The sequence below is a fragment of the Amycolatopsis sp. NPDC104863 genome (assembly GCF_055582965.1).
In genome coordinates this window covers 1950758-1964877 of sequence record NZ_JBVJOW010000001.1, presented here as the reverse complement: position 1 = coordinate 1964877, position 14120 = coordinate 1950758, and the positions used below count along the sequence as shown (strand labels likewise).

The following is a 14120-nucleotide window of genomic DNA, read 5'->3' as shown; positions in this document are numbered from 1 at the left end:
CAGCGACGCTCCGAATTCGTGCTCACGGCCCGCGTTCGCGCGGGAACCGGCTGTGGACATCTGTCGAAGCTTTCTGCTTCCATGTCCGGCATCGCCGCCCGGGGGTCGGCGCAGTGCACCGTTTCCGCACCTGAGCAAGGAAGAAGTGGGACCACATGGCCAGCCGGGCCCGGGAACTCCTGGATCGATCACGCGTCCTGCTGGACCGCTCGCGGGTCGCCGCGGCGCAGTACCTCACCGCGCCGCCGAAGCACCCGGGGTACACGCCCGTGGCGGGCCCGGCGATCACCGCGCTGCCGCCCGTCGAGGCGGTCGCGGCGCCGGCCGACGAGGCCGTGCTGGCCGAGATCTGCGCCAGCGTCGCCCTGCGTGACCTCAACCTGCTCGACCAGCTCCTGGCCCGGCTGGAGGAGCTCGAACAGGGGGAGGAGGACCACCACCGCCTCGCCGAGCTCTACCAGCTCGACCACCTCGCCACCCGGCTGCGCCGCAACGCCGAGAACCTGCGTGTGCTGGCCGGGCAGGACACCGCCGACGACGCCGCGCGCGCCACCTCGGTGCTCGACCTGATGCGCGAGGCGATGTCCTCGATCGACCACTACGCGCGGATCACCATCGGCCGGGTCGTCAACCTCGGCATCGTCGGCTTCGCCGCGGAGGACCTCGGCCGGGTGCTGGCGGAGCTGTTCGACAACGCCGCCAACCAGTCGTCGCCGAGCTCGCCGGTGAACGTCAGCGCGCACCTGACCGAACAGGGCAGCGTGCTCGTCCGGATCGAGGACGAGGGCATCGGCATCCCCGCCGACCGCGTCGAAGGCCTCAACGCACGGCTGGCCGCCGGGGGCGACCTCGACGACGCCGCCGCGCGGCACATGGGCCTCGCCGTGGTCGCCCGGCTCGCCGGCCGCCACGGGGTCACCGTGCGGCTCGACCGGCGCAGCCCGCACGGCACGGTGGCGACCGTGCTGCTGCCGACCGGCATCGTCACCGAGCTCGCCGAGCACGCGTGGTCGGGCACCCGCACCGTCACCGCCGAACCGGCCGAACCCGGGGCGAACGGCGAGCCGGTCGCCGTCGGCACGCTGCCGCGCCGGCGTCCGGGCGCCTTCCCCCGGGAGGAGCCGGCCCCGGCGCCGCGCAAGCCCACCCCGCGCCCCCGGCCGGTCGAGCAGGTTTCCGGCGGTATGACCGCCAACGGCCTGCCGCGCCGGGTGCCGGGCAGCATCCGCGGCGCCGCGCCCGAGCCGCCCCCGCCCGCGGCGCCGGCCGCCTCGGGCCACGAGCAGCTGCTCGCCGACCTCGGCGCGTTCGCCGACGGCGAGCAGGCGGCGCTCGCCGAGAACAACCGCACCCGGCAGGACGAGACGCCCGGAGGAACCGCCTCGTGAGCGCCCCCCACCCCTCGGCCCCGGCGAACTTCGCCTGGCTGCTCGACGACTTCGTCCGCAAGGTCCACGGCGTCAGCCACGCGCTGATCATGAGCGTGGACGGCTTCCCGCTCACCGCGTCCGACTCGGTCGCCGAAGCCGAGGCCGAGCAGCTCGCGGCCATCGCCAGCGGCCTGCTGTCGCTGGCCGGCAACAGCGCCGCGCTGTTCGGCAAGGGCGCGTGCGAGCAGATCATCATCCGGCTCACCCACGGCTACTTCCTCTTCATGGGCATCGGGTCCGGCGCCGGGCTCGCGGTGCTCACCTCGGGTGAGGCGGACATGAAGGTGGTCGCCTACGAGATGACCCAGTTCATCACCAACGCCGGTCACGCGCTCACCCCCGAGGTGCGCGCCGAGCTGCGCCAGGTGCTCACCGCGCGCCGGCCGAAGGTGTGATCCGCGTGCCCGACAAGGATGTGGTTCCCGTGTCCGAGAAGGACACCGCCTTGCCGCGGCGCAGCCGCCGGATCCGGGCGTACGCGCTCACCGGCGGCCGCACCAGCACCCGGCACCAGCTGCTGGTGGAGACGCTGGTGTCGGTCCCGCGGTACGACCCGGCGCTGAGCGACACGCTCATGCCCGAGTCGCGCTCGCTCTACGAACGTGCCCGGACCCGGTGCTCGATCGCCGAGCTGTCGGTCGGGCTGGACCTGCCGCTGGGTGTGGTGCGGGTGCTCATCGGCGACCTCGCCTCGCAGGGCGCGGTGTTCGTCCACCCCACCGCGCACGCCTACCACCACGACACCAACGTGCTCGAGAGGATCCTTGATGGGCTCAAGCGGCTCCCCGCCTGAGGGCGATCTGCTGACGATCTCCGCGAAGATCGTCGTCGCCGGGGGCTTCGGTGTCGGCAAGACCACGTTCGTCGGCGCGGTGTCGGAAGTGCCGCCGATGAGTAACGAGGCGTGGATGACCGAAGCCGGGGAAGGGGTCGACGACATCCCGCCCGGCGGCAAGTCGACCACGACCGTCGCGATGGACTTCGGCCGGATCACGCTGCGCCCGGACCTGCTGCTGTACCTGTTCGGCACGCCGGGGCAGGCGCGGTTCTGGTTCCTCTGGGACGACCTGAGCCGCGGCGCGCTCGGCGCCGTGGTGCTGGTCGACACCAGCCGGATCGACGAGTCGTTCGCGGCGATCAACTACTTCGAGAACGACTCCGAGCTGCCGTTCGTCGTCGCGGTCAACCAGTTCGAGGGCAAGCCGGTGCACGACCTCGACGAGGTGCGCGACGCGCTCGCCCTCGACCCGGCCGTCCCGCTGGTGACCTGCGACGCGCGCGACCGCGCGTCGACGATCGCCACCCTGACCGAGCTGGTCAGCCACACGCTGTCGCTCGCCGTGCTGTCGGGCCCGCGCGAGCTCGCCGGCAGCGCCCCGCACGCCTGAACAGAGGAGAACGAGCTTCATGCGCAGGGTTCTGATCGTCGGCGCCGGGCAGTCCGGGCTGCAGCTGGCCCTCGGGCTGCTGGCGAAGGACTTCGACGTCACCGTGATGTCCGCGCGGACGCCGGAGGAGATCCGGCACGGGCGCGTGATGTCGACGCAGTGCATGTTCCACGACGCGCTGCAGCACGAGCGGGACCTCGGGATCAACCTGTGGGAGTCCGAGACCGTCGACGTCGAGGGCCTCGGCGTCTCGGTGGCCGCGCCCGACGGCGGCCGCGCGCTCGACTGGTTCGCCGAGCTGGACGAGATCGCGCAGTCGGTCGACCAGCGGGTGAAGATGGCGGGCTGGCTGGAGCTGTTCGAAGACCGCGGCGGCAAGCTCGTCATCCACGGCGTGATGACCTCCGAGCTGGACGCGCTGGCCCGGCTGTACGACCTGGTGATCATCTCGGCCGGCAAGGGCGAGCTGGTCCAGCTGTTCGACCGCGTGCCCGAGCGGTCGCCGTACACGAAGCCGATGCGCGCGCTCTCGCTCGCCTACGCCCACGGCGTGCGCCCGCGGCCGGAGCACCCGGACAAGCAGGCGGTGCGGTTCAACATCGTGCCCGGGGTCGGCGAGCTGTTCATGATCCCCGCGCACACGCTCAGCGGGAACTGCGACATCCTCTTCTTCGAAGGGGTGCCCGGCGGCCCGCTCGACTGCTTCGACGACCGCCCGGCCCCGGCCGAGCACTTCGTGCGCATCCTCGACCTGATGCGGCAGTTCGTGCCGTGGGAGTACGAGCGCTGCCGCGACGCCGAGCTGACCGACCCGAAGGCGACGCTCGCGGGCGGCTACACGCCGGTGGTGCGCCGGCCGGTCGGCACCCTGCCCGGCGGGGCGATCGTGCTGGGCATGGCCGACGTCGTCGTGGCGAACGACCCGATCACCGGCCAGGGCTCGAACAACGCGAGCCACTGCGCGGCGACCTACCTGGACGCGATCGTGGAGCGCGGCGACCGGCCGTTCGACGCGGAGTGGATGGACGCGACGTTCGAGCGCTACTGGGAGTACGCCCGGCACGTCACCGAATGGACGAACGCGTTGCTCCTGCCGCCGCCCCCGCACGTGCTCCAGATCCTCGGCGTCGCCGGTCAGAACCCCGCGGTCGCGAAGCGGTTCGCCAACGGTTTCACGGATCCCACGGACTTCCAACACTGGTTCCTGGATCCGGCACTTTGGGAGAAGTACCTGGCAGAGGTCTAGATCGCCGGTGCGGTGCACTGTCGCCGGGGGACGATTCGGGCTACGGTAACTACGTAGCGTGAAGGCGATCTCGGAGGTGCGGGGCATGCGGGCGATGTGGAAGGGCTCGGTGTCGTTCGGGCTGGTGTCCATCCCGATCCAGATGTACGCGGCCACCGAGAACAAGAACGTCTCGCTCCGGCAGGTGCACGAGGCCGACGGCGGGCGCATCCAGTACAAGCGGTTCTGCACGATCGACGGCCAGGAAGTGCCGTACGCCGAGATCGCCAAGGGCTACGAGCTGCCCGACGGCGAGATGGTGGTGATCACCGACGCCGAGATGGCCGAGCTGCCGCTGTCCTCGCAGCGCACGATCGACGTCCTGGAGTTCGTGCCGCTGGAGTCGATCGACCCGATCCAGTACGACCGCACGTACTACCTGGAGCCGCAGAAGAACGCGGTGAAGCCGTACATCGTGCTGCGCGACGCCCTGCACAAGGCCGGCCAGGTGGCCGTCGCGAAGGTCGCCGTCCGGCAGCGGGAGAGCATGGCGGTGCTGCGGGTGCACTCCGACGTGCTGGTGATGACCACGATGCTGTGGCCGGACGAGGTCCGCGAACCGGACTTCCCGTTCCTGCGGGACGACCCGCCGCAGATCCGGCCGCAGGAGCTGTCGATGGCGGGCTCGCTGATCGACTCCCTGGCCGAGCCGGTGTTCGAGTCGGACAAGTACCGCGACCACTACCGCGAGGCCCTCGAGGAGATGATCGAGGCCAAGGTCGCGGGGGAGGAGACGACCAAGCCCGCGGCGGTCACCGCCAAGGCCGACGTCGTCGACCTGATGGCCGCGCTGCAGGCCAGTGTGGACGCGGCGAAGAAGTCCCGCGAGCCGGCGAAGGCCGCGGCCAAACCGGCCACCAAGGCCACATCGGACACCGCCGGGGACGAGTCCGGCGAGTCCGATGAGGACGAGAAGCCGGCCAAGAAGAAGCCGGCGGCCCGCAAGCGCGCGCCGAAGTCCGCCTGAGCCGCTGCCGCGATCCCGGTCGGGTGGTTGTGCCGACACGCCGTCCCAGTACCGGACCCGTCCGCTTCCCGGTGGTACCAAGAGGTGCGAGCACACCGATCGCGGAAAGGCGGGCCGGTCATGGAGTGCGCCTCTTGTGACGCGGGGATCGACCACTGCCACGGGACGCTGGTGGTCCACCCGGAAGGCGGATTCGCCGAATGCGCGGATCCGGCCTGCGGGGACCCCGACCGCGTCCGGCACGGGCTGATCGTCGACTGCCACACCGTCGGCGGCGGCTGCGCGTGCGCGGCCGCGCCGGAAGAATCCTTGCTGCGCCAGGTTTCCTGAGCCTCCCGCCAGGATCCGTGAAGGCCTTCCCGCCGGGCTTTGCCGTCCGCCGGGGAGGCCTTCTCGGTGTCAGAAAGGCGTCAGGAACGTAACCCGATCGTGTATGCAGCTGTGTACACGGGCTTGGCGATGTGCTAACACTAACGAGGTCCTTCGGCTCTCCCTCCCCCTCGGAGCCGGAGGACCCTTTATTTTCCGCGGCGGCTTTCCGGGCGCGCCGTAAAAAACCGAAAGGCCCGGCCCGGTCAGCGGAAGCGCTGACCGGACCGGGCCGGGGGTCACGGGATCAGTACCAGTGCGCGCGGCCGCCGATCTTGCGGCCGGTGCCGCCGAGAATGGCCAGCGCAACGCCGGCCACCGCGAGCACGATGCCGATGGTGTACAGCACCGGGATACCGACGATGAACCCGATGACCAGCAGAATCACACCGAGGACGATCACTTGACACTCTCCTTCGCACGAGACCCGGCCCGGCTCCGTGCCGTCCGGGCGGATGCGCTCTCGTTCGGAGGATGGCCAGTTTCGCGGGGTGCCAAACTGCGGCAAATGGAGCAACTTCCGCTCAGTACCGGTAGTGGTCGAGCTTGTACGGGCCTTCGACGTCCACGCCGATGTACTCCGCCTGGGCCTTCGACAGCTTGGTGAGTTTCACACCAAGAGCGTCGAGGTGCAGGCGGGCGACCTTTTCGTCGAGGTGCTTGGGCAGCCGGTGGACGTCGGTGGCGTACTCGCCGGGCTTGGCGAACAGCTCGATCTGCGCGATGGCCTGGTTGGTGAAGGAGTTCGACATCACGAACGACGGGTGGCCGGTCGCGTTGCCGAGGTTCATCAGGCGGCCCTCGGAGAGCACGATGATCGCGTGGCCGTCGGGGAACGTCCACTCGTGCACCTGCGGCTTGATCTCGTTCTTCACGACACCGGGCAGCTTCGCGAGCCCCGCCATGTCGATCTCGTTGTCGAAGTGCCCGACGTTCGCGACGATCGCGTTGTGCTTCATGCGGCTCATCTGGTCCGCGGAGATGATGCCGAAGTTCCCGGTCGTCGTGATGAAGATGTCGGACGTGGCGACGACGTCTTCGAGCTCGACGACGTCGAGGCCGTCCATCGCCGCCTGCAGCGCGCAGATCGGGTCGATCTCGGTGACCGCGACGCGGGCGCCCTGGCCGCGCAGCGCCTCGACCGCGCCCTTGCCGACGTCGCCGTACCCGCAGACGAGGACGCGCTTGCCGCCGATCATCACGTCGGTGGCCCGGTTGATCCCGTCCACCAGGGAGTGCCGGATCCCGTACTTGTTGTCGAACTTGGACTTCGTCACCGAGTCGTTGACGTTCATCGCCGGGAAGAGCAGCTCGCCGTCCTTGGCGAGCTTGTAGAGCCGCTTGACGCCGTTGGTCGTCTCCTCGGTGACCCCGCGGATCTCCTTGGCCATCCGGGTGAAGCGGTCACCGTCGGCGGCCAGGCTGGCACGCAGGGTCTCCAGGACGATCCGGTACTCCTCCGGGTCCTCTTCGGACGGTTGCGGCACCGCGCCGGCCGCCTCGAACTCGACTCCCTTGTGGACGAGCAGGGTGGCGTCGCCGCCGTCGTCGAGGATCATGTTCGGCGCCTGACCGCCGGAGAACGCGAAGAGCTGGTCGGTGCACCACCAGTACTCCTCGAGCGTTTCGCCCTTCCACGCGAACACCGGCGTGCCGGACGGGGCGTCGACGGTGCCCTCGGGGCCGACGACGACCGCGGCGGCGGCCTCGTCCTGGGTGGAGAAGATGTTGCACGACACCCAGCGCACCTCGGCGCCGAGGGCGACCAGGGTCTCGATGAGCACGGCGGTCTGGACGGTCATGTGCAGCGACCCGGCGACGCGGGCGCCCTTCAGCGGCTGCGTCGCGGCGTACTCGCGGCGGATCGCCATCAGGCCGGGCATCTCGTGCTCGGCCAGCCGCAGCTGCGTGCGGCCGGCGTCGGCCAGCGCGAGGTCGGCGACGGCGAAGTCGAGGCCGTTGCGGTTCTGCAGTTTCTCGCTCATTCTTCGGTCACTCCGGAATCGGCGTTTCGGGATGGAAAAACGGAAAAGGGCAGCACTGATCGCGGCACGCTGGTGCCGTAACGGGTGCGGGGCTGGAGCTAGGCGTGGCCGCCGAGGGCCGAGGGTCTGAGTCCGCGCAACAAAAAAGAGCACCTCCCGTGAAGGAGGCGCCCTTGGGTCGTGGTCCGGGCCGAGCGTGGCGGAAAGGATTCCGTCGCAGCGCCTCTCGGCCCGCGACCAGGATGGCAAAACCGCCGGGAAGCTGTCAAGCGAGCACGCACGCCATGAGAACGTCGTCGACGTCCTCGCCGTCGACGTGGAATTCCGCGCGCAACACCCCTTCGACGGTGAACCCGCAGCGCTCGTAGAGCCGGCGCGCGGCGGTGTTGTGTCCGAGCACGCGCAGCGTCAGCTTCCGGGCGCCCCGGCGGCGCGCTTCGGCCACGGCGGCGTCGACGAGCCGGCGCGCGATGCCGAGCCGGCGCCGGTCCGGGTCGACGGCGAGCCCGCCGACCACCAGCACGTGCCGGTGCGCGGCGATGGGGAAGCCCGCGTCGAGCCGGACGTACCCAGCGACGGTGCCGTCGTGCTCGGCGACGAGGACGTTCTCCGGCCGGGTGCCGTCCCCGAAGAACGGGGTGCCGGGCGGCGGCGGGGGAGCGGGGGACACCGCCGTCGTCCAGGTGCGCTCGTCGAGCTTCGCGAGCACGGCCTCGTCGTCGGCGCGGGCGAGCCGGACGGTGGTCATGCGCTGAGCTCTTGCCATGCCTGCTCGACGATCCCGGCCAGCTCCCGCGGGTCGTGGTTGCCTTCGGTGGCCAGGCTCCGCACGGTGACGGTCAGGCCGGGGCCGGTGCGCTGGCAGCTCAGCACGAACGAGCGGTCGGGGTCCGGGGTGGAGCCGGGCGCGGCCGGGTCGTTGTGCACCAGGCACCCGACGTCGCCGATCCGCACCAGCTCGGTGCTCGGCTTGGCCACCCCGAGGGCCTGGACGTCCTCGAACGGGGCGAACAGCTCCGGCGAGGACGCGCGCACGGCGATCAGCTGGAACGACCGCAGCAGCCGGTCGTCCTGGTACTGCTGCACCACGGCGCCCGCCCCGCCGTAGGCCGCCGACACGCGGTTGCCCGTTTCGCGGTCGGTCTTGCCGACGCGGTCGATCTGGGCCTGGCCCCGGACCTTGTCGACCTTCGCGATCGCGTCCTGGGCGCGGGTCAGCCCGCCGAGGGCGGCGGGCGCGGTCAGCTCCCGGCCGCTCGGTTCGTCCCCGAAGAGGCCGAGCACCAGCCAGGGCACCCCGACCAGGAACGCGCCGACGAGCACCCCGATCAGGCCGGTGGCGACCGGGCGGGCGAGCAGCGGGCGGCGCCGGGGAACCGCCGGTCCGAGCGGGGTTTCTTCGGTCACCCGGCAATCGTGGCGGACCCGGGCCGCCGGCGGGACGGGATTTTTCCGGTTGGCTCTCAAACGAGGTGCGCGCGCCGCCAGATGCCTTCGGAGCGGCCGCCGATCAGCCCCGTCTCGCGCAGGAACGGCACGATCTTCGCGGCCATCCAGCGCCGTGTCTCGTGGAAGTGCGGGTTCGCCAGCGCCGCGGCCCGGCCCTCGCGCGCGGGGATCCCGACGCTCCGGTAGATCCGCGGGTCGACCATGCTGTCGATGACGCCGTAGGCGACGAGCGCGGTCCGCAGCCGATGGCGTTGCAGGGCCGCCTTCGACAGTTTCGGCGTCTCCCGCAGCACTTCTTCCTTGGCGAACCGGACGTGCCGGGCCTCTTCGACGACGTGGATGCGGTTGACCGAGCGGATCAGCGGCTGGATCCCGTCGTCGTCCATCATCGAGCGCTGCAGCCGGTCGGTGGTCTCCTCGGCGACCAGCACGCTGGCGAACATCGACGGCCCGGCGGCGGTCGCGCCGAACACTTTCGCGGCGCGGTGCACGACCTGCGGGACGCCGTAGCGCGGGACGCCGAGCCGCTCGGCGGTGCGCGCGAACATGACCGAGTGCCGGGTCTCGTCGCCGATCTCGGTCATGGCGTACTGCGCGTGCTCGGTGCGCGCGTCGAGGTCGAAGACGTACCGGGCGAGCAGCTGCATCAGCACGATCTCGAACCACAGGCCGACGCTCATGATGCTGGCGATCTCGTGCTTGGACAGCTCGATCCGCTGCTCGGGCGTCAGCTTCGCCCAGAGGTCGGTGCCGTAGAGGGAGACGCGCTCGAGCGGCATGTACGCCTTGCCCTCGGCGAGCGGCGCGGCCCAGTCGATGTCGACGTACGGGTCGTAGGAGTTCTTCGCGGAGCTCTTCAGCAGGCGGGCCGCGGTGACGTCCCGGTCCTGGGCCTCGACGCCCATGGCGGCCTCCGAAAGTAGGGGGTACGCGATGTACTAGCTACTTCGGCAGCGTACACCGCCCGGCGCGCCGTGAGTAGGCTTCCGCCGTGACCAAGGTCGACGGACGGGCGGCGCGCTGGGCCGGGCAGCAGGAACGGCGGCGCGCGGAGTTCGTCGACGCCGCGCTCGCGGCCATCGCCGAGCACGGCCCGGACGTCTCGACCGAGCAGATCGCCGAGCGCGCCGGTGTCGCCCGCACCCGCCTGTACCGGCATTTCGACGGCGCGGCCGACCTCCAGCGCGCGATCGCCGAACGCGCGGCCGAGCTGGTCACCGCCGAGCTCCGGCCGCTCTGGCACCCGGAAGGGTCGCCCAACGGGATGATCTCCACGGTGATCTCGACGCACCTGCGCTGGCTGACCGAGCACGCCCACCTGCACCGCTACCTGGCCCGCACGCTGCCCGGCGCGCCGGTGACCGCGACCGACGTCCGCGGCACGATCGCGCGGCACCTGAGCCGCCTGTTCACCGGCTACCTGGCGGCGTTCGGCCTGGATCCGGCGCCGGCGGACACGATCGCGTTCGGCCTGGTCGGCTACGTCGAGTCGGCGACGACCCGCTGGCTCGACCACCCGGGCGCGCTCAGCCTGGCCCAGCTGACCGACCAGCTGACCGGCACGATCTGGGCGATGCTCGATCACACGCTGCGGGCGGGCGGGGTGGAGCTGGACCCGGACCGGCCGCTGCCGCTCCCGGACGAGCTCTAGTCTTCGCGCGGGAACTCGGCCCGGACACCCAACAGCCGCACCGCCCGCGTCAGCTCGAACATCCCCAGCACCTCGCGCGCCGCCCGGTCGATCTCGGTGGCGTCCGACGTCGGCTCGGGCAAGGTGATGCTGTGCGTGTGCGTCATGAACGGCGCGAACCGGACCTTCACCGCCACCCGCGCCGCCGGGCGGCCCTCCTCGAGGACGTCCTGCGTGACGCGCTTCGCCAGCGCCGACACCTCCGCCGCCATCTCGGCCGGGTCGGTCAGGTCGCGCTGGAAGGTCGTCTCGCGGCTGCGGGAGCGGGCCACGTACGGTGTCGCGCTGACCTCGGCGTCGCTGATGCCGCCGCCGAGCAACCGCAGCCACGGGCCGGTCTTCGGGCCGAACCGCGCGGCCAGCGCCGCAGCCTCGGCGCCGGCCAGGTCGAGCACCGTCGTGATGCCGAGCTCGGCGAGCTTCTTCGCCGTCTTGCCGCCGATGCCCCACAGCGCGTCGGTCGGGCGCTCGGCCATCACGTCCCACCAGTTCTCCCGCGTCAGCCGGAAGATCCCGCCCGGCTTGCCGAACCCGGTGGCGAGCTTGGCCCGCAGCTTGTTGTCCCCGATGCCGACCGCACAGGACAGGCCGGTCTCGGCGGCTACCGCCTCCTTGAGCGCGGCCGCGAACGCCTCCGGGTCGTCGGTCTCGGCGCCGACGAAGGCCTCGTCCCAGCCCAGCACCTCGACGACGACCGGGAACTCCCGCAGCGCCGCCATCACGCGCTCCGACACCTCGAGGTAGGCGGGCGGGTCGCTTGGCAGGAAAACGGCGTCGGGACAGCGTTTCGCCGCGATCCGCAGCGGCATGCCGGACTGGATCCCGAACGCGCGCGCCTCGTACGACGCCGTCGCGACGACGGCGCGTTCGGTCGGGTCCCCGGCGCCCCCGACGACCACGGGCTTCCCGCGCAGCTCGGGGCGGCGGGCGATCTCGACCGCGGCGATGAACTGGTCGAGGTCGACGTGCAGGACCCACTTCACGGGCCCAGTCTCGCCTCAGACGCGGTGGCGCGCCACGTGGGTCCAGACGGCGCCGGTGAGGGCGAGGATCCCGCAGAGCGTGACCCCGGGGTCGGGCAGGATCAGCCCGACCACGAGGAGCGCCACGGCGGTGACGTCGAGGGCGATCAGCAGGGCGGTGCGGAGGGCGCGCGGCTTCCGGCGCCGTTTGCCCTCGCGCAGGGCGGTGGCCAGGTCGGGGTCGCTGAATTCGAGACTGCGCTCGATCTTCTCGAGCTCGGTGCGTTCGTGGTGACTGAGCATCGGGGTACTCCTTCGGCGCCGAACGCGCCGTATCGCCAGAGCGAATACCCAATCGTCGCGCGGACGAACCGCCGAATGCCTTCTCAATCTGTGCTTTTTACTGCGCCGTACGGGTGATCTGCGCTCCGTAACCGGTACCGGACACGTTACGTTGCCCCCTGAACGTGGCCGGTCGAGGCCCGGACGACGGAGGGGACGTCCCGTGGGGGCGGCCGTTGGGGACGGGTGGCCGGCTCCTGCTTCGCGCGCGGGGTGACCGGTCAGGACCTTCGACCAGCTGGAGGACTTGATGACCCTGCCCACCGAGCCGATCGGCAGCATCCCGCGTCCCGACTACCTCGTCGCGGGCCTCGGCGAGTTCGCCGCCGGGCGGATCGACGCCGCCGCGCTCGCGGACCTCGAAAGCCGCGCGCTGGCCGACACGATCACCCGGCTCGAGGAAACCGGCTCGCCGGTGCTGACCGACGGCGAGCAGGGCAAGCCGAGCTTCGCGACGTACCCGCTGGCCGGCCTGACCGCGCTGGCGCCCGACGGTGTCGTGATCCCGTTCGCCGACGGCCACACCCGGCAGCTGCCGCGGCTGACCGCGGGCCCGTTCCGCTACGCCACCCACGCGGACGAGTACCTGACCCGCGCGAAAGCGCTCACCGGCAAGCCGGTCAAGCAGGCCGTGATCGCCGCGTCGGCGGTCTCGTTGATCTACCCGGCCGACGGCATCGACGGCTACACCCAGGAGCAGTTCGTCGCCGACCTCGTGAACGAGGCCGAGGCGGACATCCGGCGCAGCCTCGACGCCGGCGCGGACAGTGTGCAGATCGACTTCACCGAGGGCCGGCTCTCGCTGAAGCTGGACCCGTCGGGCGGGCTGCTGCGGCAGTTCGTCGACCTCAACAACGCGGTGCTCGACCGCTTCACGGCGGAGGAGCGCGCGAAGATCGGCGTCCACACCTGCCCGGGTGGCGACCAGGACTCCGTGCACAGCCTCGACGTCGACTACGCGGACCTGCTCCCGACGCTGTTCGACCTCAAGGCCGGGCGCTTCTTCGTCCAGCTGGCCAGCGAGGCCGAGCCGGAGCGCGCGCTGCGGGTCATCGCGGACAACCTGAAGGCGGAGCAGCGGGTCTTCGTCGGCGTCATCGACCCGATCGACCCGCGGGCGGAGACCCCGGAGGAGGTCCGCGACCGCGTCCTCACGGCGGCGAAGTTCCTCCCGGCCGAGCGCCTGGGCACCTGCGACGACTGCGGGTTCTCCCCGTTCGCCGACGACACGTCGACCTCGCGCGACATCGCGTTCGCGAAGATCAAGGCGCGCGTCGAAGGCACCCGCCTGGCGGCGGAAAAGCTGGGCTGACGGTGAGTGAGGGCCCGCTCCGGCGGGCCCTCACGCCGTTTCGGCGGCGACTTTGACCCCGAGCGCGACGAGCACACTGCCGAGCACGGCGTCGAGCCCCCGCCGGACGCGCCCGTCGGCGAAGAACCGCTTGAGCGCCCCGACGACGAGGGCGAGGGTGGCGAACCAGAGCACGGTGCCGGCGGTGGCGATGACGGCGAGCTCGAGCGTCTGCAGGGTGGAGCCGTCGGCGGGCAGGAACTGGGGGAGCAGCGCGAGGAAGTAGACGGCGACCTTGGGGTTGAGCAGGTTGGTGAAGAGCCCCTGCCGGAAGGCGGCGCCGGCGTGGAGCGGGGTGGTCGGTTTGTCGCTTCGCAGATCCCGGTACTCCCCGCGGCGAACGGCGAGCCAGGCTTTCACGCCGAGGTAAACGAGGTAGGCGGCCCCGACCAGCTTCACGACGCTGAAGGCGACGGCCGAAGCGGTGAGCACGGCGGCAACACCGAGCGCGATGGCGACGACCCAGGCGAAAACGCCGAGCGCGATCCCGACCCCGGCGGCGATCCCGGCCCGGCGGCCGCCGGTGAGGGACGTCCGGGTCACGACGACGAAGTCGGGTCCGGGGGACATCGCGCCGAGGACTACGACCAGGAGGAACGACGCGGCGGTGGCACCGGGGATCATGGCCGAAGGATACGACCCGCGCCGAACTGATTTTTGGTGCAGGTGCGGCCGCCGGAACTCGCTTTTTTGGTGAGGTGATCGGCATCCGTGGACGGCGCAGTCGGCCTGCGCTCGGCGACCGATCCCGGATGGACGGACTCCGCTTCCCGATCAAATCGCCGAGGTGCGCCGCAACCGCTGTGTGTCCGAGCCGGCACCGTCAGTATCACCACGCGACCCCGGGAAGATCCACCGGCCACCCCGTGTTGGCCCAAGTGACATGCGACCCGACCCGAAAG

17 protein-coding genes and 1 riboswitch are annotated in these 14120 nt (G+C 71.2%); of the genes, 9 read left to right on the top strand and 8 right to left on the bottom strand.

Annotated features, from left to right (window positions below):
- The first annotated feature begins 155 nt into the window (after nt 1-155).
- The 7 genes from ACZ63J_RS08685 to ACZ63J_RS08655 all read left to right on the top strand — a co-directional run bounded on the left by ACZ63J_RS08685 (nt 156) and on the right by ACZ63J_RS08655 (nt 5400).
- The gene (locus tag ACZ63J_RS08685) at nt 156-1388 is read left to right on the top strand and encodes a sensor histidine kinase (protein ID WP_465398681.1); all 1233 of its coding nucleotides are present in this window, start codon (nt 156-158) and stop codon (nt 1386-1388) included.
- Nucleotides 1385-1825 (top strand): roadblock/LC7 domain-containing protein, encoded by a 441-nt coding sequence (locus ACZ63J_RS08680; protein WP_465312469.1) that lies wholly within the window; start codon nt 1385-1387, stop codon nt 1823-1825. Before ACZ63J_RS08685 ends, ACZ63J_RS08680 begins: the two co-directional genes overlap by 4 nt.
- A gap of 29 nt (nt 1826-1854) precedes the next feature.
- Nucleotides 1855-2223, top strand: coding sequence for a DUF742 domain-containing protein (locus tag ACZ63J_RS08675; RefSeq protein WP_465312611.1), 369 nt, complete (start codon nt 1855-1857; stop codon nt 2221-2223).
- A complete protein-coding gene (locus tag ACZ63J_RS08670) occupies nt 2198-2818 on the top strand; it encodes a GTP-binding protein (RefSeq protein ID WP_465398680.1) in 621 nt (206 codons plus the stop codon). Before ACZ63J_RS08675 ends, ACZ63J_RS08670 begins: the two co-directional genes overlap by 26 nt.
- Before the next feature lie 19 nt (nt 2819-2837).
- On the top strand, nt 2838-4064 hold the full coding sequence (locus ACZ63J_RS08665; RefSeq protein ID WP_465398679.1) for a styrene monooxygenase/indole monooxygenase family protein: 1227 nt from the start codon (nt 2838-2840) through the stop codon (nt 4062-4064).
- An 85-nt stretch (nt 4065-4149) separates the two neighbouring features.
- Nucleotides 4150-5070, top strand: a complete 921-nt coding sequence (ku, locus tag ACZ63J_RS08660) for a non-homologous end joining protein Ku (RefSeq protein WP_465398782.1) — start codon at nt 4150-4152, stop codon at nt 5068-5070.
- Between the two features lie 120 nt (nt 5071-5190).
- Complete coding sequence (locus ACZ63J_RS08655; protein ID WP_465336892.1) at nt 5191-5400, top strand: hypothetical protein; 210 nt, start codon at nt 5191-5193, stop codon at nt 5398-5400.
- Nucleotides 5401-5686: 286 nt separating this feature from the next.
- On the opposite strand, the gene ACZ63J_RS08650 is transcribed toward ACZ63J_RS08655, so the two are convergent.
- The 5 genes from ACZ63J_RS08650 to ACZ63J_RS08630 all read right to left on the bottom strand — a co-directional run bounded on the left by ACZ63J_RS08650 (nt 5687) and on the right by ACZ63J_RS08630 (nt 9778).
- Nucleotides 5687-5842 carry a hypothetical protein gene (locus ACZ63J_RS08650; protein WP_247052228.1) on the bottom strand — a complete coding sequence of 52 codons (156 nt, stop codon included), beginning with the start codon at nt 5840-5842 and terminating at the stop codon, nt 5687-5689.
- A 121-nt stretch (nt 5843-5963) separates the two neighbouring features.
- Entirely contained in the window at nt 5964-7424 is a 1461-nt protein-coding gene (gene ahcY, locus ACZ63J_RS08645) for an adenosylhomocysteinase (protein WP_465398678.1), read from the bottom strand.
- A gap of 158 nt (nt 7425-7582) precedes the next feature.
- A riboswitch (S-adenosyl-L-homocysteine riboswitch) is annotated at nt 7583-7658 on the bottom strand.
- Nucleotides 7659-7689: 31 nt separating this feature from the next.
- Nucleotides 7690-8172, bottom strand: a complete 483-nt coding sequence (locus ACZ63J_RS08640; RefSeq protein WP_465398677.1) for a GNAT family N-acetyltransferase — start codon at nt 8170-8172, stop codon at nt 7690-7692.
- Entirely contained in the window at nt 8169-8831 is a 663-nt protein-coding gene (locus tag ACZ63J_RS08635) for a hypothetical protein (RefSeq protein ID WP_465398676.1), read from the bottom strand. Before ACZ63J_RS08635 ends, ACZ63J_RS08640 begins: the two co-directional genes overlap by 4 nt.
- A gap of 56 nt (nt 8832-8887) precedes the next feature.
- On the bottom strand, nt 8888-9778 hold the full coding sequence (locus ACZ63J_RS08630; RefSeq protein ID WP_465398675.1) for an AurF N-oxygenase family protein: 891 nt from the start codon (nt 9776-9778) through the stop codon (nt 8888-8890).
- An 86-nt stretch (nt 9779-9864) separates the two neighbouring features.
- Here ACZ63J_RS08630 and ACZ63J_RS08625 point away from each other — a divergent pair, with 86 nt between their 5' ends.
- The gene (locus tag ACZ63J_RS08625; RefSeq protein WP_465336886.1) at nt 9865-10524 is read left to right on the top strand and encodes a TetR/AcrR family transcriptional regulator; all 660 of its coding nucleotides are present in this window, start codon (nt 9865-9867) and stop codon (nt 10522-10524) included.
- On the opposite strand, the gene ACZ63J_RS08620 is transcribed toward ACZ63J_RS08625, so the two are convergent.
- Together ACZ63J_RS08620 and ACZ63J_RS08615 are read right to left on the bottom strand one after the other, a co-directional pair.
- Nucleotides 10521-11546 carry a DNA polymerase IV gene (locus ACZ63J_RS08620; RefSeq protein ID WP_465398674.1) on the bottom strand — a complete coding sequence of 342 codons (1026 nt, stop codon included), beginning with the start codon at nt 11544-11546 and terminating at the stop codon, nt 10521-10523. The genes ACZ63J_RS08625 and ACZ63J_RS08620 overlap by 4 nt on opposite strands.
- 15 nt (nt 11547-11561) lie before the next feature.
- The gene (locus ACZ63J_RS08615; protein WP_465398673.1) at nt 11562-11828 is read right to left on the bottom strand and encodes a DUF3040 domain-containing protein; all 267 of its coding nucleotides are present in this window, start codon (nt 11826-11828) and stop codon (nt 11562-11564) included.
- Between the two features lie 289 nt (nt 11829-12117).
- Between ACZ63J_RS08615 and ACZ63J_RS08610 the strand changes: the two genes are divergently transcribed.
- Nucleotides 12118-13179, top strand: coding sequence for a cobalamin-independent methionine synthase II family protein (locus ACZ63J_RS08610; RefSeq protein WP_465398672.1), 1062 nt, complete (start codon nt 12118-12120; stop codon nt 13177-13179).
- Between the two features lie 30 nt (nt 13180-13209).
- On the opposite strand, the gene ACZ63J_RS08605 is transcribed toward ACZ63J_RS08610, so the two are convergent.
- A complete protein-coding gene (locus tag ACZ63J_RS08605) occupies nt 13210-13842 on the bottom strand; it encodes a LysE family translocator (protein WP_465398671.1) in 633 nt (210 codons plus the stop codon).
- Between the last annotated feature and the right edge of the window lie 278 nt (nt 13843-14120).